The sequence below is a fragment of the Geobacillus sp. 46C-IIa genome, from assembly GCF_014679505.1.
Lineage (GTDB): Bacteria > Bacillota > Bacilli > Bacillales > Anoxybacillaceae > Geobacillus.
The window spans coordinates 1,492,094-1,511,880 of record NZ_CP061474.1 but is presented as its reverse complement, the minus strand read 5'-3'; the positions used below and the strand labels follow the sequence as shown (position 1 = coordinate 1,511,880).

Annotated in this window: 16 protein-coding genes; 1 reads left to right on the top strand and 15 read right to left on the bottom strand. The window is 45.2% G+C overall.

Annotated features, from left to right (window positions below):
* Positions 1-24: 24 nt before the first annotated feature.
* From IC803_RS07565 to IC803_RS07555, 3 genes are all read right to left on the bottom strand, one after another.
* A complete protein-coding gene (locus IC803_RS07565) occupies positions 25-1,569 on the bottom strand; it encodes a response regulator transcription factor (protein WP_081208707.1) in 1,545 nt (514 codons plus the stop codon).
* A gap of 83 nt (positions 1,570-1,652) precedes the next feature.
* On the bottom strand, positions 1,653-2,306 hold the full coding sequence (locus IC803_RS07560; RefSeq protein ID WP_081208709.1) for an SGNH/GDSL hydrolase family protein: 654 nt from the start codon (positions 2,304-2,306) through the stop codon (positions 1,653-1,655).
* 21 nt (positions 2,307-2,327) lie between these two features.
* Positions 2,328-3,122: a Nif3-like dinuclear metal center hexameric protein gene (locus IC803_RS07555; protein ID WP_081208713.1), complete on the bottom strand. Its 795-nt coding sequence runs from the start codon at positions 3,120-3,122 to the stop codon at positions 2,328-2,330.
* Positions 3,123-3,687: 565 nt separating this feature from the next.
* Here IC803_RS07555 and IC803_RS07550 point away from each other — a divergent pair.
* The gene (locus IC803_RS07550) at positions 3,688-4,911 is read left to right on the top strand and encodes an endo-1,4-beta-xylanase (protein ID WP_081208718.1); all 1,224 of its coding nucleotides are present in this window, start codon (positions 3,688-3,690) and stop codon (positions 4,909-4,911) included.
* Positions 4,912-5,303: 392 nt separating this feature from the next.
* Here the strand turns inward: IC803_RS07550 and IC803_RS07545 are convergent, their stop codons facing one another.
* From IC803_RS07545 to IC803_RS07490, 12 genes are all read right to left on the bottom strand, one after another.
* A complete protein-coding gene (locus tag IC803_RS07545; protein ID WP_081208721.1) occupies positions 5,304-5,945 on the bottom strand; it encodes a YesL family protein in 642 nt (213 codons plus the stop codon).
* 80 nt (positions 5,946-6,025) lie between these two features.
* Entirely contained in the window at positions 6,026-6,871 is an 846-nt protein-coding gene (locus IC803_RS07540) for an SDR family oxidoreductase (RefSeq protein WP_081208724.1), read from the bottom strand.
* Positions 6,847-7,962, bottom strand: coding sequence for a mannonate dehydratase (gene uxuA, locus IC803_RS07535; protein ID WP_081208726.1), 1,116 nt, complete (start codon positions 7,960-7,962; stop codon positions 6,847-6,849). Before uxuA ends, IC803_RS07540 begins: the two co-directional genes overlap by 25 nt.
* A gap of 19 nt (positions 7,963-7,981) precedes the next feature.
* Complete coding sequence (gene uxaC, locus IC803_RS07530) at positions 7,982-9,385, bottom strand: glucuronate isomerase (protein WP_143421081.1); 1,404 nt, start codon at positions 9,383-9,385, stop codon at positions 7,982-7,984.
* Positions 9,386-9,654: 269 nt separating this feature from the next.
* The gene (locus IC803_RS07525; RefSeq protein ID WP_081208730.1) at positions 9,655-10,353 is read right to left on the bottom strand and encodes a GntR family transcriptional regulator; all 699 of its coding nucleotides are present in this window, start codon (positions 10,351-10,353) and stop codon (positions 9,655-9,657) included.
* Between the two features lie 93 nt (positions 10,354-10,446).
* Positions 10,447-11,121: a bifunctional 4-hydroxy-2-oxoglutarate aldolase/2-dehydro-3-deoxy-phosphogluconate aldolase gene (locus IC803_RS07520; RefSeq protein ID WP_081208909.1), complete on the bottom strand. Its 675-nt coding sequence runs from the start codon at positions 11,119-11,121 to the stop codon at positions 10,447-10,449.
* Between the two features lie 23 nt (positions 11,122-11,144).
* Positions 11,145-12,092 carry a sugar kinase gene (locus IC803_RS07515; protein WP_081208732.1) on the bottom strand — a complete coding sequence of 316 codons (948 nt, stop codon included), beginning with the start codon at positions 12,090-12,092 and terminating at the stop codon, positions 11,145-11,147.
* 29 nt (positions 12,093-12,121) lie between these two features.
* Positions 12,122-13,636 carry a GH39 family glycosyl hydrolase gene (locus IC803_RS07510; protein WP_081208734.1) on the bottom strand — a complete coding sequence of 505 codons (1,515 nt, stop codon included), beginning with the start codon at positions 13,634-13,636 and terminating at the stop codon, positions 12,122-12,124.
* Between the two features lie 15 nt (positions 13,637-13,651).
* Complete coding sequence (locus tag IC803_RS07505; protein ID WP_081208736.1) at positions 13,652-15,706, bottom strand: alpha-glucuronidase family glycosyl hydrolase; 2,055 nt, start codon at positions 15,704-15,706, stop codon at positions 13,652-13,654.
* 14 nt (positions 15,707-15,720) lie between these two features.
* Positions 15,721-16,611, bottom strand: a complete 891-nt coding sequence (locus IC803_RS07500) for a carbohydrate ABC transporter permease (protein WP_081208738.1) — start codon at positions 16,609-16,611, stop codon at positions 15,721-15,723.
* Positions 16,612-16,625: 14 nt separating this feature from the next.
* On the bottom strand, positions 16,626-17,576 hold the full coding sequence (locus IC803_RS07495) for an ABC transporter permease (RefSeq protein WP_081208740.1): 951 nt from the start codon (positions 17,574-17,576) through the stop codon (positions 16,626-16,628).
* A gap of 125 nt (positions 17,577-17,701) precedes the next feature.
* Positions 17,702-19,345 (bottom strand): extracellular solute-binding protein, encoded by a 1,644-nt coding sequence (locus IC803_RS07490; RefSeq protein WP_081208911.1) that lies wholly within the window; start codon positions 19,343-19,345, stop codon positions 17,702-17,704.
* Positions 19,346-19,787: the final 442 nt, after the last annotated feature.

The following is a 19,787-nucleotide window of genomic DNA, read 5'->3' as shown; positions in this document are numbered from 1 at the left end:
TGATGGAATGACTCAAGCCATTTTCTATAATATGGAACGCGTTGATTTCTTTCGGTATTCCGAAGGTGTAAGCCCTTCCATTTTTTCAAATTGTGTAACAAAGTAATCCACGCTCCCAAAACCTACTTTCTCCGCCACTTCATAGATGCGCAAATTCGTCATCCGCAGAAGCTTCTTTGCCTCGCCAATGCGCAGCTGCAACAAAAACTCTTTAAAATAGAGACCATATGTTTTTTTGAACAGTTGGCCTAAATAAACGGGGTTCATATAAAATTGTTTAGCGATGCTTTTTAGGCTGATGTTTTCAGCATAATGCTCCTCAATATATCTCTTTATTTTATGAATTTCACATAGTGAAGGCGGCTTCCTTTGTTCTTCCACTACCCAGCAACATTCCACCGCAAAATCCATCACCCTTTTCTTCAATTCTTCCAAACGGAAAGGATAGTCTTGACATTCTAGCACTCGGGGCAAAGTCGTCAGTTGTTCCTCACACGCCCCTGCTCGTTTGACCAGCTGAAGCGCTTTCTGTACGAAATAAAGAACAAACGTCTGCACAGCCTCAGCAGACAAGCGACGGGCGCGAAACTGGGCGAACAGATCTTTCATGGCGGTCATCAGCTGCTCCAGCCGCGCCTCTTCTATATACTCCACTAATGTTTGGCATTGTCCATCATCAACGCTGGGATAAGAAAGCGTGATTTCTTTTACCTGTTCATAAAAAACGATTCTCTCGTCGTTGACGTATTTGTAACGCAACGCTTCACCTGCTTCCCGAATCCGTTCTTGAAGACGATCAGCAGGCGACGAAAAAGCGCTAACATAAATCGTCACATCAAGAGGAACGTTCACGAGTTGCTCAGAGAACCGGTATAGATTATGACGTATCTCCTCTTCGCCATCCCCAATAAACAACAGCCCGTATCGCTGCCTTCCGTGCTCATAGATTGGGAAATGAATCGGCTGTTTGACAACGCGATGATAAATCTCCTTAATTTTAGTTTTGTAGGCGGCATCGGCAGCTATATGAACCATATCGGCCTTGCTGTTGATCTCGATGACCGCATAACCCGAAAGTATAGATGAAGAGACTCCCCAATCTCCCATTTCCCTGAGACTTGTCCTCTTTTTTCCTGTAACCCATTCATAAAACAAAAACTCAGCTTGCTGCTTCTTTCTCGTTTCCTTCTCCTGATTCAATACTTCCGCCATTCTTGATAACGACTGTTCAAACTCTCTTTTATCAATCGGTTTTAATAAAAAGTCGCAAACCCCATATTTAATCGATTGTTGCGCGTAGAAAAAGTCATTGTATCCGCTCACTACAATAAACTTCGTTCCTGTTTGTCCGCTTCGGGATACCCTCTGAATCAATTCAAGCCCGTCAATTCCTGGCATCCGAATATCTGTCACGATAAGGTCGGGACGCAACCTGGCTGCCTCACGGAGCGCCTGCTCTCCATTACCCGCCTCCCCACAAATTCGATATCCGCATCCTTCCCAATCAATCAATGTTTTCATGCCTTCCCGTACAAACATTTCATCATCGACCAACATGACTTTATGCATCCCGATTCCCCCTTTTTTCTCAAAAACGATGGTCCTTGCTTTTTCAGAAACATGTCTGTTCCTTCAAGCAGCTGGGCGTTATTTCATTTCCCCCAATCAAAGTCAATCGCCTTCAAAAACGCTCTGGCCAGAATCATATGTCCGGCAACAGACGGATGAACGCGATCCCAAGCCAATGCCGCTGGATAAAGAGTCTTTAATATCTCGTGAAAAGCGGCCTGAGTGTCAACGAATATACTGTTTGTTTCTTCGGCAATTTGTTTGACAACGAGACCGTACTGGTCCATGGTCCGGCGCATCGGATCATGTTCATTCCCTTCGATATAGAACGGGGTCATAAGGATGATTCCCGTAACGTGCGGCTTTGTCTCCATCACTAGGCTGCGGAGCGTTTCTTCGTACTCATCCAAGTACACATGCTTTTCTTTGATGAATGGCAAATCGTACTGCCGCCAAACATCGTTAATCCCAATCATGATTGATACCCAATCCGGTTTTTGAGCCAGCACATCTTCCTGCCACCTTGTTTTCAAATCCCGAACCGTATTGCCACTGATTCCTTTATTGACAACCCGAATCCCAAGTTCCGGATAAACGGCTTGCAAAAGACCGTTGACATAAGATACATATCCTGTGCCTAACGCGCCGAATAATCCTTCCCCCTCTGGCTTGGCGCGATCACAGTCCGTTATCGAGTCGCCAATAAACAACAACTTCTGCCCTTTGCCAAGTATCATTTTTCTTTCCTCCTTCAACGGTTACAAGAAATGAAAAAGCGGTTTTTCCGAGATAAAATACACAGGAATGGCCGGAAACATGGCTCTTAGCTTCTCAGCCAAGTATCTCATACCGGGCTCCTCACTTTCCGCATGCCCTAACACCACCAATACTTTTTGTTTCCCTTGCTGTACGGCGTCTCGAACGTATTCCGGCGTTTCCCATTCAGGTCCTTCACCATAAATGATTGCATCAAGCTTCTCTTTTTCAAACAACGGAATCGCCAAAGATCCGTGGCCACGATATCCGGCCAGCAGCGCGACACGTGTACATAAGGCCGAGATGTCCCCCGCAACCCTTATGAATGAAATGCCTAGTCTTTCCTTTATTTTGCTGACCATCTCCGTAGCCGCCATCCTAGGGATTGTCAAAATCGCAGCAGTCGGTTCGTATTTAGAAACATACGGCTCCCACCCCAAAGCCCGGACTAAACCATCCACAATCCCGTCAGGCTGGTAGCGATGCCAGTAGTCGTGAAAACGATAAATGGCAATGCCTGACTCACGGATCAGGCGAACTTTTTCTTGATACACCGGGTCGTTTTTTACCGTTTCATCATGGTCAACGTGACTATAAAACAACCCTTCATGAGTAATGAGAAGATTGGCTCCCATTCGGACAGCTTGCTCAATGACGCGATACGTAGGCATGAAACTGACGGCGATCCCCCTCACCTCCATGCCCGGATCCCCATATTTAAGCATATCTACTGTAGAGGAAAGACACTCTGCACCGGCTGTCAATCGTTCCATCACCGTTTGAACCGTAACAGTCATCGCTCTATTCCTTTCTGAAATTTGAATTCCTTCAATCGCTTCGGTTCGCTAAGTATGTTTACCCTATAAACTAATTTTATAAGGAATTTTTAAAACTTTCAAGCGCCTTTCTGCTACAGGCGGGACATCAATCCTTATGCTGTCAGAATCCAGCCTTCCACACCATCGACGTCATGGTTCATGTTCCTCTTCCTTCAAAGGTTGGTAGCTGAATAAGCGCCCCCCTCCGTCTTGACTTCTTTCTGAAAAACCGTCCTAGTAGATCCCTCCCACTCCTTCTCCTTGGCGTGAAGCGGCGGATCAACGGAGCGGATTTACCCAGACATGAAAATGACCGCTTCCGTTTTTCTAATAATAAAAAAACTTAGTATATTTAATTGATAAACTAAGTTGGTGTTGTTAAAATAAAATCAGGTCAACTTCTCGACAACCATCGGTCTTCTCGCGCAATCCGGCATCTGTCTCGCTAAGTTGACCGCTAACAAAGAAAGGGAGTGGTAAGCGCTTTCTGTTGTTCATGTCGTTTTGCCATGAATGATAACTATAGTAAGGAGGAGACCAAATCGTGTTGAAAAAATCACGGAAAGCGATGATCATTGGATTCTCGTTTATGCTGCTGCTTCCTTTGGGGATGACGAATGTACTGGCAAAAACAGAACCATCATACACTAAAAAGCCACGGATCAGCGCATTGCACGCCCCACAACTCGACCAGCGCTACAAACATTCATTCACTATTGGGGCGGCTGTTGAACCTTATCAGCTGCAAAACGAAAAAGACGTCCAAATGCTGAAACGCCATTTTAACAGCATTGTCGCCGAGAACGTTATGAAACCGATCAACATCCAACCCGAAGAAGGAAAATTCAATTTTGCTGAGGCGGATCAAGTCGTCCGATTTGCTAAAAAGCATCATATGGATATCCGCTTCCATACCCTCGTTTGGCATAGCCAAGTACCGCAATGGTTCTTTCTTGACAAGGAAGGCAAACCGATGGTCAATGAAACCGACCCTGTAAAGCGTGAACAAAATAAACAGCTGTTACTGAAACGGCTTGAAACCCATATTAAAACGATTGTGGAGCGGTATAAAGATGACATCAAATATTGGGACGTTGTAAATGAGGTAGTCGGGGATGATGGAAAGTTGCGCAATTCCCTATGGTATCAAATCGCCGGCATCGATTATATCAAGGTAGCATTCCAAACGGCGAGAAAATATGGCGGCAACAAGATTAAACTGTACATCAACGATTACAATACCGAAGTGGAACCAAAGCGAAGCGCTCTTTATAACTTGGTGAAACAATTAAAAGAAGAGGGCGTCCCTATTGACGGGATTGGCCATCAGTCCCACATCCAAATTGGCTGGCCTTCTGAAGAAGAAATCGAAAAAACGATCACCATGTTTGCCGATCTAGGGTTAGACAATCAAATTACGGAGCTGGATGTGAGCATGTACGGCTGGCCGCCGCGCGCCTACCCGTCGTATGACGCCATTCCGGAACAAAAGTTTTTAGACCAAGCGGCTCGCTATGATCGATTGTTTAAGCTGTATGAAAAACTTGGCGATAAAATCAGCAACGTCACCTTCTGGGGCATCGCCGACAACCATACGTGGCTCGACAGTCGAGCAGATATTTACTATGACGCTGACGGGAAAGTGGTGGTAGACCCGAAAGCCCCGTACACGAGCGTGGAAAAAGGGAAAGGAAAAGATGCGCCGTTTGTGTTCGACCCTGAATACCACGTAAAACCTGCGTATTGGGCCATTATCGATCATAAGTGAGACTGATCGGAAAGGAAAGAGAGGGGTTCGAAAGTAACGATCCCCTCTCTTTTCTATTTCCAGAAAGGTAGTATCCTTATTCCCCTAGCTCTTCACCACAAATTGTACTTGACAAATAAAAATGATCATGATGAAGAAAATCAAAACCACATTCTCCCCTTTTTATACCAAGTGCTTCTTTAAGCAATATGATGATCATGTTTGTCTTTACAAGTCAAGTACATCTTTTGGTGATAAACCATTCCCCTGTAAAAAATCGACCTTTCTCCAAATCGGTTTTTCATACGTGTCAAATCGGTTCGTTATGGCAACGCGCATTTCACCGACGGATGAGGTTAGTTTCCTCCTTTTCGCTGCAGGTCGCCTTGATCTGCCCATTTCACACGCATCATTTATTTCCCTTGTTGCCACATGGCCTGCTTTTCTTCCATTTTCCGAAACACTCGCAGTGCCCCGCCCATCACAATCAATGCCATGGAGCTGATGCTGAAAAACGGAATCAACCCAGGAATATACATGAGGACGAACAACAGAATTCCGAGGCCAATCAACATGACAAGCGTCATGAGCGGATTGGCCATTCCGATCAACAAAGCATACTTCATATATTGCCAGAAACGCAATTCGTAATGTACATAAAGAGGAAACACATACAACAATACAACAGTATAAAAGAGAAAAATCACGAGCAAGGCGACAGAAAACGGAAATTTCCATTCCGGCGAAACATGAGCGAGATAGAGCATATCAACGTAAAAAATATACCCCATTGCCAAAAGAAACAAACCGATCCGATTGGCTCGCCAAAATTCGCGCTTATACGTGCGGGCAAACGTTTTCAGCACAGAAACGTCCGGATCTTGGAAAAATACCCATTTCCTTATTACAGTAAATAACGATACTGTTGCCGGAGCGATCCCTAAAATTCCGAATCCAATGAGAGTAAAAAAAATCCATAGCAAATTAATATATGCAAGCCTAGTAATCCATTCGCACGCCCGATAAAGCTTCCCATCCAACAGACCAGTGCGCATCACTCATCACCTTTGATTTTTTTGTTAAAATTAGTATAACATAAGACAAAAAAAGAAGGGAGACTTTGTTTATCCTCCCTTCAAACTCCGGCATAAGCTAAAAAGCCTCCGTCAACCGGAATCACGGTGCCGGTGACGAACCCGCTTGTTTGATCATCCACAAGCCAAAGAAGCGTTCCTAACAAATCTTCTGGTCTACCTAGCCGCCCCATTGGAGTATGCGCCAAGATTTTTTTAGTCCGCTCGCTATACGATCCATCGGGCTGCTTTAGCAAATGTTCGTTTTGCTTCGTCAAAAAGAACCCAGGAGCAATCGCATTGACGCGGACCCCGACCTCGGCCACGTGCACGGCCAGCCATTTGGTGAAGTTTTCAATCCCCGCTTTAGCTGCGCTGTACGCCGGCACTTTCGTCATCGGCCGCGGGGCGCTCATCGAAGAAATATTGATAATCGTTCCTCCCCTACCGACCATCTGTCTCAGAAATTGCTGCGTCGGAATGATGGTCCCAAGAATATTTAAGTCAAAAACATAAGAAAACCCTTCCGCCGTTAAGTCAAAAAATGTTGTTACTTCTTGATTTTCAAGATCGTGCGGCTCCAATATTTCCTTTGTCGTTATCCCTTGTGGATGGTTGCCACCCGCTCCGTTAATTAAAACATCGCAAGGTCCATATATTTCCGTCACCCTTTCTGCAGCCCATCTGACACGTTCAACATCGAGTACGTCACATGAAATGGCCAACGCCTCTCCCCCTTGTTCAACAATCTCATTCTTGACTTTTTCGGCTTTCTCCAATGTTCGATTCAAAATCACTACTTTCATCCCTTGACGGGCAAGCTCTTTCGCCATGCAGCTGCACAGCACCCCACCCCCACCCGTCACAACCGCTACCTTTCCTTTTAAATTTGGATGGATCGGGAACATGCTTCCTCTCCTTCCCGTTTCCTTTTTTCATTCTCCAAACTATCCCAAATGCCCAGCAAGTACATAATGCCAAGCGCTCGATCGTACAACCCGTAACCAGGACGCGCTTGTTCCCCCCAAATCATCCGGCCGTGATCCGGACGGATGTATCCTCCAAAATTCGCTTCATGCAACGCTTTGACGATCTCACATATATTTAATGAACCGTCACAGCTTCGATGGGAAGTTTCCTCAAAATCGCCGTTTTCATGAATCTCAATATTGCGTACATGAGCAAACGGCACGCGATCCATACGTAAAAAGTAGCGGAAAATCTCAGAAACATCATTGTCCGGATTGGCTCCAAGCGAACCGGAGCATAACGTTAACCCATTCGCAGGGCTGTCGACCAAGCGAACAATCCGATCTAAATTTTCCTTATTCGTCGCAATCCGCGGCAGTCCGAACACCGACCATGGAGGATCATCGGGGTGAAGCGCCATTCGAACGCCGCATTCTTCCGCGACCGGAATAATGTGCTCCAAGAAGTAACGCAAATGATCAAACAAATCGTCCTCTGTCACTCCTTTATAGAGGGCAAAAAGCGGTTTAATCGTTTTCAACCGTTCTGGCTCCCATCCCGGAAGCAAAAATCCATTTGCTCCATTTTCGATGCGTCGGATCATGTCCTCCGGAGCAATTTGTTCAATTTTTCGCTTCTCGTAGGCGAGCACTGTCGATCCGTCAGGACGCCTTTTCGCCAAATCGGAACGCGTCCAATCGAAGATCGGCATGAAATTATAACAAATCACTTTCACCCCAGCTTTCGCCAAGTTGCGGATCGTTTGTTTATAGTTTTCGATATACCGCTGCCGCGAAGGCAGGCCGAGTTTAATATCTTCATGAACGTTGACACTCTCAATGACCTCAAGGTGAAAGCCTTTTTCGTTCACTTGCCGTTTCAATTCCACTATGTCTTCTAGCGGCCATACTTCCCCGACCGGGATGTGATACAACGCCCCGACAATCCCTTCGACTCCGGGAATCTGGCGAATATGATCTAATGAAACCGTATCATAATCCTTGCCGAACCAACGAAACGTCATTCTCATGACACGTTTGATCCCCCATTCACACCAAATCAAAGTATTGTTTCGCGTTGAAATAACAAATGTCTTGAACTATTTTTCCTAAAAAATCGTAATCTTGCGGAACTTCCCCTTTTTCAATCCAAGCCCCGATCTCATTGCATAAAATCCGGCGAAAATATTCATGGCGCACATAAGATAGGAAACTTCTTGAGTCGGTCAACATCCCAACAAATGCGCTGAATATGCCGACATTCGCTAGATCACGAAGATGGCGAATAATGCCATCCTGATGGTCGTTAAACCACCAAGCTGCCCCAAATTGAACTTTCCCCTTTATTCCTTCTGCGGGAAAGTTGCCAATCGCTGATGCGACAATATAGTTGTAAGCAGGGTTTAATGTATACAAAATCGTTTTCGGCAACTGCCCTTCATATTCCAATCGATTCAGAAAAGCATTTAACGGCCGGGCCAGGAAAAAGTCGTTAATTGAATCGTATCCTGTATTCGGCCCCAACTGTTGAAACCGCTTTTGGTTTGTATTCCGAATCGAGCCTATATGCAGCTGCATCACCCAACCAAGAGAATGATATAAACGGGCTAAGAAACACAACGTGAACGTTTGATATTTTTCTTTCTCTTCTTGGCTGAGAGCAAACCCCTCTTTTCTTTTTTGAAAAATGGCACTCGCCTCATCCAAGGTGCATTCAGCGTACGGCATCGATTCGAGACCGTGATCCGCTATCCGACAACCTAAATCATGAAAATAGTGAATCCGGTTTTCGAGTGCCTGCAATAGCTGGCCATAATCGTCGATCGACAGCCCGGCCGCTTCCCCTAACTTGCTTACGTAATCTAAGAAGGACGAACGGTTAATTTCGAACACAGCATCAGGCCGAAATGATGGCACAACTTTAACCGAAAACGACGGGTCTTGGGCGATCTTTTGATGATCCATTAGGTCATCGAGTGGATCATCCGTTGTTCCGATCCATTCCACATTCGATTGAAGAATGAAAGAACGGACCGAATACCCTTCTTGCTGGAGCAACTCGTTGCAATGATTCCATATGTCCTTCCACGTTCGCTCGCTGAGCAAGGCATCAACTTGGAAATAGCGTTTTAATTCTAAATGCGTCCAATGATAAAGCGGGTTTCCGATGCAATACGGCACCGTTTTCGCCCATGCTTGAAATTTCTCCTCAGCCGAAGCGCTTCCGGTAATGTATTTTTCTTCCACTCCGAGCGCGCGCATCGCTCGCCATTTGTAATGATCTCCCTCGAGCCAAAGCTCTGTCATGTCGTGAAATCGTCGGTTCTCGGCAATCTCCTTCGCACTTAAATGGCAATGATAATCAATGATCGGCAACGATTGCGCATAGTCATGATACAACACTTTGGCATGTTTGTTTTGCAGCAGAAAATGGTCGTGAATAAATGCTGCCAAGAATCCGTTCCTCCTTCCTGTCCCCATATCCTCGACATCGTTTTCTATCAATCAAGATAAGAAGCGGCCATATCGATCGTTCTCACGCAAGGAACATCCTGTTGTTGGCAGTCAGATGAAACTGCTTTGTTCTAACGCCAATGGTTTAGTTTAAGGGAGTATGCCGCTTCCCAGCATCGTTTCTCAAATAGAAAAATCCTGTATCATCGGTCCTTCGCTGCACGCGTTCACCCATCGTTCAAGGGAAACAACGGTTTTTCATCAGCCTTTTAGACAAAATAATGAGGGTATTGCCTTTTCAGCACGTCTTTTTCAATCTCGACAAGACGCAAATGCTCCTCCATTACCTGTCGCACTTTTTCCACCTCTTTATCCGCAATCAGACGGTAAATTTGTTTATGATGAGAAATAATAATGCTCCAATCCAAATTCGCGGACAACCGAAGCACACGCAAACGATTAAAATGTCCGTTGAGACTTTGGACCATCTTCCATGAACGCGACATCCGACAACCATCATAAATGAGTTGGTGAAATCGCTCGTCAAGTTCAAACAACTCGAGAGAATTTCCTTTCTCGGCGCATAGCTCTTGCATCGCAATGTTTTTTTCCAACTCGAACAACTGGTCTTGGCGAAACGTTTGACACGCCAGAGCCGCCACTTCCTTTTCAACAATTTCCCGAATAAACCTGCCTTCTTCAACGTGTTCCAAATTGATGCGAGACACAATGGTTCCGCTTTGAGGAATGATATCAAGCAATTCTTCTTGCGCCAACTTTAAAAACGCCTCTCTGACCGGAGTGCGGCTAATATGCAGTTGTTCAGCGATTTCTTTTTCTGAAATTTTCGTGCCCGGTTCGAGCTCGAGACGCAAAATTTTTTCCTTTAGCATTTCATACAACTGATCGCGGGCTGATCCTCTAATCGAACTTTTAATCTGTTGACTTTGTTGGGCAGTAAAAATCATCTCTTCATTCCCCTTTTTGATACAATATACTAGTATGTCAGTGATAGACAAAATTTGTGATTGTATTTTTCGTCTATTTTAGTAAAAAAATAATTACCTGCCAAATTTCCCGCTGCTTCCTCCTTTGGCGTTCTTTCTTCTTTCTGTCTGCACCACCGAAACCCACTGGGCAGCGCGGACGGCCATTTCTTCCCATTGCCCTTCGCTTACGCCGTCCCTAGGGGTGACCAACGCATTTCCGACCCCCACAGCATCCACTCCCGCTTTGATATACTCTACAACCGTTTTGAACTGGATTCCCCCTGTGGCTATCAAGGGAATATGGGAAAGCGGCTCTTTCAAGCTGCGAATATAACTCGGTCCAAACACATGGGCAGGGAACACTTTTACCATATCAGCACCATGTTGAAAGGCCGTGACGATTTCAGTTGGGGTTAATCCGCCAGCAATCATGGCAAGGTGGTGTTGCTTTGCAACCTCTATAACGTCAATCGTGAGAGAGGGGGAGACGATAAATTGCGCCCCAGCAGCAATGGCCCGCCAAGCTGTTTCGGCGTCCAGCACCGTTCCTGCACCGATGACCATATCCTTGCATTTGTACACCGCTCTTTCTAGAGCCTCGAGCGCTCGATCGGTTTCCATCGTAATTTCCAGAATCGGAATCCCTCCTCGTTGCAGCGCAGAAGCGATCCGAAGAATCCGATCTGGTGTCGCGCCGCGAACCACAGGAACGATGCCGATGTCTTTGATCATTGCCAATGCATTCATCGAGATTTGCTCCTCCTTCACTCCTACCGAGTCACATCTTCCCCTTGTTGTCCCATTAATCGTTCTACCTCATCCCGTTCAGGCATGCCCTCCGCATCTCCTTCAACCATCGTTGCAAGTGCTCCAACGGCATTCGCCCGTTGAACCGCTTCGGTCAAGTGAAGACCATCAAGCAATCCTGATAACAAACCAGCCGCAAATCCATCCCCCGCGCCAACAGGATCCACCATCTGTCCCACAGGGAACCCTGGCACATATTCATGGTAGGTGTTCGTAAAATAATGCGCCCCACTGGCCCCTAACTTGATGACCACAAGAGATGCACCCGCAGTCAACAGCTGTTTTCCCCACTCTTCCACCGATTGGTCGCCAAGCAAAAACGCAGCTTCGGCAGCTCCAGGGAGAATGATATCCGCTCGGGCGGCGAGCTGAAGAAGCACTTCTCGCGCTTTCTCCACTTTAGGCCACAGTTTCAACCGTACATTCGGGTCAAAGACAATGTTCACTCCGTGGCGGCGAGCCATGGCCGCAACAATCGTTTCATAACAATCCCTGCTAAGCGCCGGAGTAATTCCGGTAATATGCAAATACTTCGCCTTAGCGATATATTCCTCATCCAAATCATTAGGGGTTAACCGGCTTGCCGCCGATCCTTGGCGATAGTAATACACCCTCGTATCGCCCGGACGCCTTTTTTCCTTAAAGTAAATACCCGTCGGGGCTTTCGGATCCGTTTTCACCCGGCTGACATCCACCCCTTCACCTTGCAAGAAAGCCAAAATCGCTTTCCCGAACTCATCGTCCCCCACTTTGCTGATCCAACCGACGCGATGACCTAAGCGAGCAAGACCGACAGCCACATTCGATTCCGCACCTCCGATTCGTCTTGTAAAAGTGACCTCCTGCCTCATGAATCCAACGCTTGCCGGTGTAAATACGGCCATCGATTCCCCCATCGTGACGACGTCCATCTGATCCCTCCATTGCAACGATTTGTATATTATTCGGAAGAGTACGCTGTCATTTCACTATCATCTAAACCGACATAGGTGCTTGTTTCATCGCGAACCTGTTCAATCTCGATTAACGTCACTTCATTTTTGGATAGGGCGATAGATAAGTGAATCATGCCACCCTTTGCCTTTTTTTGCTCTGTCGAGACATGAGGACGCGCGACTTGTCGCAACGTTTTCACTGCTTGTCGGTTTGGAAAGCGAGGCCGCCCCATCTGCTTCCAGACCCTCCAAGGGTTTCCGTACTGTTCATTCACCGTTTGTTGTTTGACAAACGCTACGGAAAATGGAACGGGAATGACTAGCTGCGTCTCTTCGATCCATTCCTCCCCTTTCTCCATTACCAAGTTCCATAGCACAGCAGCGATCGACCCGTCTTTTCGCTTTGTCACGATCATCTTCGAATCGCGATAAAGCAACTCTTCACCGAGAGCTTGAAAGAACGTGAATGCATGAAAGGTTGGTTTTGGAATCGAATGAAGCGCCACTAAACCGAATCCGCCGTGAAATAATGCTTTCGGCACATCCATCTCCTCAAACACATCGCTAAACGTCCAATACGAAAACGAGTCAACGTAATCTCCCCCTTCGCTCAAAATGCGAGCGATGTATGCAGCATTGAGCGCGGTGTCATGAATCGGGTTGATCGGACTGTATGACGTATTATATTCCGTAATATGCAACGGCAAATGCGGAAAAGGAGACTGGCGAATCAGCTCGCGCACCGCTTTGAATTGCTCTAGCATATCTTCAGGCGGCTCTAGCTCTTGATAGTAATACTCAAACGTTTTCTTATGCGGGGCTTTCGACGTATAGGCATGTCGGCTGACAAAATCCACTGGCACTTTCCGTTCAGCGCAGAAGCAAAGAAAGTCGGTAATCCATTCATCGCTTCCTCCACAAATGGCCGGTCCTCCTACTTGCAGATGTGGATCGACGCTTTTTACCGCTCTCGCTGTTATTTCATAAAGCTTGAAATACTCTTCCTTATCCGCATCCTTCCAAAAGTTTACCAAATTAGGCTCGTTCCATACTTCAAACGGCCATGTCCGTACTTCCTCAATCCCATACCGCTCTATAAAATGGGAAACGACTGCTACAATGAGATCTTGCCATTTGTCATAATCTTTTGGCGGGGTAACATTGCCTTTCCAATAAAAAACGGTTTGGTCTCCTGACGCAAGCGCATAGGGCATAAATCCGAGCTCAACAAATGGACGAATGTTCAAAGCTAAATACGAATCGAGAATTCGATCGATATACGTAAAGTTATAAAACGGCCTCATTTCCCCGTCGATTTCGACTTCCCGGTAAATTCCGACATCATCAGAAAGCAAACCGTGACCACGGATGTATTGAAATCCGATCTTCTCTTGCACGAGCTTTAAATGATCGAGATACTCTTTTTGCAAAGCAAGGCCAAGCCGGCCAGTGCCAATGCAAAATTTCCAGTTCTTTTTAAACTGCTCTTTCCCGTTGGCTGGCACGTAGATCACTTTCATGATTCTCTCCCCCATTTATCGATAAATTTTCCGGCCATATTGATCATCGATCCCTGACTTTCGATAAAAATACGTATTAATGACATCGCGCCACTCCTTGGCATGTTCCACTTGCATCGTCAACCGTTCCAACACATCATGATACCGTTTTGCATCCATTTTCCCCTCGAGCTGTTCCCAACATTTCTTTAACTGTTCCGCCTGCTCAACTCCTTCAAAATGTGTATTGTAAATATGTTGAATGACTGTTTCTCCAGAGTGCAGCCGATGCGTGTACGGAACGTGATGGAAAAACAAAAGCAGCTCATCCGGACAAGTGTCGAGTGACTCATACATCGCCGCATTTTCTGGAAAGTATTGCGCCGTATACCCTGTACCCGTGGCAACCGTCCGGTCTACTCCGATTCCATCACGGTCAGCATAGTGGTACGTTCCCCAGTGTGAGTATTCATATCCGTCCACATTCGGTCCATAATGGTGCCCCGGATTCACCATCCAGCCAACACCGAGCGGAGCGGTATAACTTTCGTAAATTCGCCACGAGTGCAACAACATTTGGCTGATCTGTCCGACCACTTGCGGATCATCCCCAAACGTTTGCACAATCCATTCATTCGTAATCTCTTCGGTCGACAAATCCGGATTCCAAGCAAGTCGCCCAAACCCGTATAAGTTGGCTTGCGCCAATGTATGCCCGGTCCAGTTCGGATCATCACCAACATTTGACACCCCGACCATCCCGCTATATCGATACGCAAATAGGGAGCCGTCAATCACCTTCTTCACTTCTGAGCCTTTTCCTTTCGCATACGTATCAAATTCCAGCACCTCTTTCCATTGTGGAACGAGATAGCATAAATGCTTTTGTTGACCAGTATATTCTTGAGTGATTTGCACTTCGAGAATTTGATTCGTTTTCGGCATGGCTCCGAATAACGGAGAAACCGGCTCCCTTACTTGAAAATCCATTGGACCGTTTTTAATTTGCAAGATGACATTCTCATGAAACTGCCCATCCAACGGCTGAAAATGATCATATGCCGCTTTCGCCCGGTCCGTTGTCCGGTCACGCCAATCTTGCTGACAGTTATAAACAAAACATCTCCAAACAACGAGGCCGCCAAACGGCGCCAACGCCTCTGCCAACATATTGGCCCCTTCCGCATGATTGCGTCCATAGGTGAAGGGGCCGGGTCGAAACTCGGAATCGGCCTTAACTACGAAGCCGCCAAAATCAGGGATGTAACGGTAAATCCGCGCCGCCGTCTCCTTCCACCACCGCTGTACATCCCGATCAAGCGGATCCGCGGTCGAAAGCCCTCCAATTTCTATAGGGCTGGCATAGTTAATGCTCAAAAACAATTTGATGCCATACATCCGAAAAATATCGGCCACTTGCGCCACTTCTGGCAGCCACTCTTCCGTAATTAATTTTGTCTCTAGCTGGTGAACGTTCACATTATTGATCGAAATGGCGTTAACACCTACAGAAGCAAGCAATCGCGCGTAATCTTTGATCCTCTGTTTTTGTTTCACAAACTGACCATCGGTAAAGAAAATGGACCGTCCTGCATATCCGCGTTCAATGCTGCCGTCCATGTTGTCCCAATGATTGATCATGCGCAATTTATTGCCTGGCTGCTCGACGATCGATAAATCGTCCACATTCTCTTTCATTTGCAATAGACGGAGGAAATGAAACACCGCATACAAGACACCTTTGTCTGTCCGCCCAACGATGTAGATAGGTGATTGCTCATCACGGACGTCGGATCGGATGACATATCCTTCTGGATGAATAATCGTTGCCCTTTCACTGTCGCACGATTGATGTTTCAACTCCTCATCGTCAAATGTCCCAAGCCAAATGAAGCTTGTTTGTTTCGCCTCCCGCACCACTTGCGGCTCACAACCAAACATCGATGTGATGCCAGTTCGTAACTCTTCGACTGCAGCACCGAAGATCGGAGACTCTCCTTTTGCTACGATCGTTGTAAACAACGATTGATTATCTTCATACTTATCATTTTTCACATATCTTAGCCAGCAAGGTTCGTATTCCGTTACCATGTTCACTCCCCCTCTTATTCCTTTTCTGCCCCTAAGACAATCCCTTTGACGAAAAACTTTTGCACAAACGGATAAACGATCAGCATCGGCAACGCAGCAATAAAAATTTGCGCCGCTTTTACCGTCCGTTCAGACAAATTTTGCAACGTTTCTGCGTCAACACTCATTTTGGTAAAGTCTTGTTGGACAATAATCGTTTGCAAGAAAGTCGACAACGGATAATGCTTAACATCGGACATATAAATCATCCCGTCAAACCATGAATTCCAATGGAATACCATCGTAAAAAGCGAAATCGTCGCAATCGCTGGAACAGAAATCGGCAAATAAATTTTCCAAAAAATCGTGAAGTGATTTGCTCCGTCCATCAAAGCAGCTTCCTCAAGCGATTTAGGCACTGAAGTACGGAAAAAGTTCACAAGCAAGATTAAGTTGAACGAACTGACCGCGGACGGCAAAATGAGCGCCCAAATCGTATCAGTCAACCCAAGCTTTGTCACAACCATATAGGTCGGAACAAGTCCACCATGGAACAGCATCGTAAAAACGAAAAACCACATATACATTTTTCGTCCGCGAAATGCCTTGTCACTTTTGGATAACGGATAGGCGGCACACAACATAACTGCCATAGAAATGACCGTCCCTAATACGACACGTAAAAACGAATTCCAAAGAGAGCGCAAAAAGTTTTCGTTTCCAATCGTTTTTTCATACGCATCAAGCGTAAAATCGATTGGCCAAAGCCCGACAAGGTTGGCCGTTGCTGCCGCACTGCCGCTAAAAGAAACAGCTAAAATATGAATCAGTGGCAAAATACAAAGCAAAGCAGCAACCGTTAAAAAGGTATAGTTAAACATAGTAAATATTTTGTAGGACAAGCTTTTTTGATAATGATGATACATATGCCTCCCCTCCCTTAAAAGATTTTATAGTTGGCATACTTATAAGCAAGACGATATCCCGTCACTACTAAAATAAAGCTGATGATCGATTTAAATAATCCAACCGCTGTCGCATAGCTAAAATCCCCGTTTAGAAGACCGACCCGGTAAACGTATGTGTCGATAATATCACCCGTTTTGTAAACGAGTGGGTTATACAAGTTTAAAATTTGGTCAAATCCAGCATTTAAAATATTTCCCAACGATAATGTCCCAACAACGATAACAATCGGCAACATGGAAGGCAATGTAATGTAAATGGTTTGCTGCCAGCGATTTGCACCATCAACAATTGCGGCTTCATACAACGATGGATTGATGGAAGTCAGAGCAGCTAAAAACACAATCGTATTAAACCCACATTCTTTCCAAACATCGGTCACGACAACAACTGTGCGAAACCACTCATTATCTCCAAGAAAGAAAATCGGCTCAATGCCAAATACAGCTGTCAGTATGCGATTTACTATGCCTCCTTCAGGGGAAAGCATATCAATCAAAATACCACCTAAGATGACCCAAGACAAAAAATGAGGCAAATAAACGATCGTCTGGACAGTCCGCTTAAACTTCATTACATATATTTCATTGAGTAATAAAGCGAACGCAAGCGGTACAGCGAGATTAAAAATAATTTTCAAAGTGGAAATAACAAGGGTATTCCATATGACTTGGCGAGCATCTTCATATTCAAACATCGTTTTAAAATGTTCAAGACCGACCCAAGGTGAATGCAAAAAACCAAGCCACGGCTCATAATCTTGAAATGCCATCACTAATCCGAACATCGGAATATACTGAAAAATGAATACAATAACAAGGGCTGGAAGCAACATCGTATGCAGTTGCCATGTTCCTCTCACCTTCCACTGTTTCCTCGTTCCAACCGCCGTTGTTTGCCGTTTTAGATCGACTGTCGGCTGCATGATTTCCTCCCCCTTTCTCCTCGTCCCAACGCGCTCTTCCAAAGCAAGTTAAGAAAGATAGGTGCAGACATCGATTGCCATAATGGATTATGCCAACCATGTCCGCACCGTCATATCATGCTCCTTTATTTTTCTCCTTTCACCGCTTGATACCATTCATTTACTTCTTTTGTAATCTCTTTACCGCCAGATTCTTCCCATTTTTTCACAAAGTCATCAAATGCACTGAACGGCGCCCGACCATAAATAATATTAGCAAACGTCTCCCGCTCCATTTTCGTCAAGAATTCAGAACGTTTTTGCATCGTTTTTGTTGGCGGTCCAGTAAATTCATTTTCGATGCGGTATTGGTTTTGCTGATTAACAATCGTTGCCGCTTTCATGTAAGGCTCTCCTTGAGAAACGATTTTTGTATATTCATACGCATTCTTAGCATCACGTTTTGTTGTATACAATTCTTCTGCTAATTCATAAAGCATATACGGAACAGTCGGGATATCTTCTGTGATAAAATACTTTCCTGGATCAATTTTTCCTCCAGGAATCTGATCGGCATCATAAACAGGCTTCCCATCTTTCATGACATAATCATAACCTTCAGCTAATCCATACTCGAAATATGTCGAATCATTGTAAATGTAGCCATAAATAGCATCTAAGTATTCAAAAAACTTATCCATATGTTTAAAATCTTTACTGAACAAGAACATACCTGTAATAAGACCTTCACCGCGCCGACCAATTTTTCCGTCCGGACCGCTCGGTAGCGGATACGGCTCAACTACAGCTCCTGGATTATTTTTCAGTGCATCCGTGATCGGCCAGCCAGCTGCCCAAGGCGGAGCAGAAATAATCCCGGACTTCCCAGCAACAAAGCTTTCAATTGCAGTTTGTTCATCTAAAATACCTACTTCTTTATCCAAGTACCCCTTTTTATACCATTCGTTCAATTTTTCCAGAGCCTTTTTCATAGACGGTTGAACAGAACCATAGACCAAAGAACCATTTTCCCCTTTTGACCATGAACCAGGCACATAATTGCCGTAAGCACCGAAAATAAAGCTGCCATCAGCAAGCCATGTCGCCAAACCATTTTTGCTGGCCAACGTTAAGCCGATCGTATCCTTTTTTCCGTTTCCATCCGGGTCTTTGTTCACAAACGCATCCATAATTTTTTCAAGATCTTCAATGGTTTTTGGCGGCTGGAGTCCTAACTTGTCGAGCCAGTCTTTTCGAATCCAAAGCAAGGAGTCAGAGCCATTTCCTCCAGAGAACCGTGGAATCCCGTAACGTTTCCCATCGACCGTAGCAGGATAAAACGCTTCCGGAAATTGCTCGTAAATCTCTTTTAATCTGGGTGATGCATATTTCTCAATGGCTTCATCAACTGGCATGACTTTTCCAGAACGGATTAAATCGTTGATTAATTGCCCATCCGACACTTTAAATACGTCAGGCAGCTTTTGCCCTGATGATAAAGCCAAACGAATTTTGTTGTTGTATTGTTCATCATTTGGAACAGTCCAAAGCGTTTCCCATTTGATGCCTAACTCTTTTTCCGACCACCGTGTAATCGGGTTGTTATTAAGGTCTTCCCCGTCTCGAAATTTTGTATCATCTTTTAGCGTACGCACGGTGGTAATAGTCACTTTTCCATCTTTCGACTCGCTAGAGCCGCCTGATGAAGCGGATTCGTTGTCTGTACATCCTGCAAGCATTCCAGCTGTCAGCACGGTTGCTGTTAAAGTGGCAAAAACCTTTTTTAACACCATTCTCCCTCCAATCCCGTTTTCTAATTCCCCCTTACTCGCAACCACTGTAAAGAAAAACGCGATTGATCCTCTTAAATAAATCCCCCCTTTCAAGCCTTTTTGGTAAGCGGTTTCAAACGAGGTATTAGTAAATTTAGCTAGACAATCCACTTTCTCGGCTTGGCTATGTCAGTTCGATTATCAATCACTAATTAACATTCTAGTATACTAGTTTAAAAATACTATTTCATGTCTCCTCAATAAAAATAATCAAAGGATAAATATACAATTTCACAAAAGATTTGATTACTAGTAATACTAGTATATTAGTTCTGTTTTCGATTATAACAAAAAACCAATCCTTGTTCAACATTTTTCTGAATTTTTTATATTATCGTTGAAGAGAGGGAGGCCGAACACGATTTTCCTCCCTCTCTTTGCTACACGTGATGATTTCAAA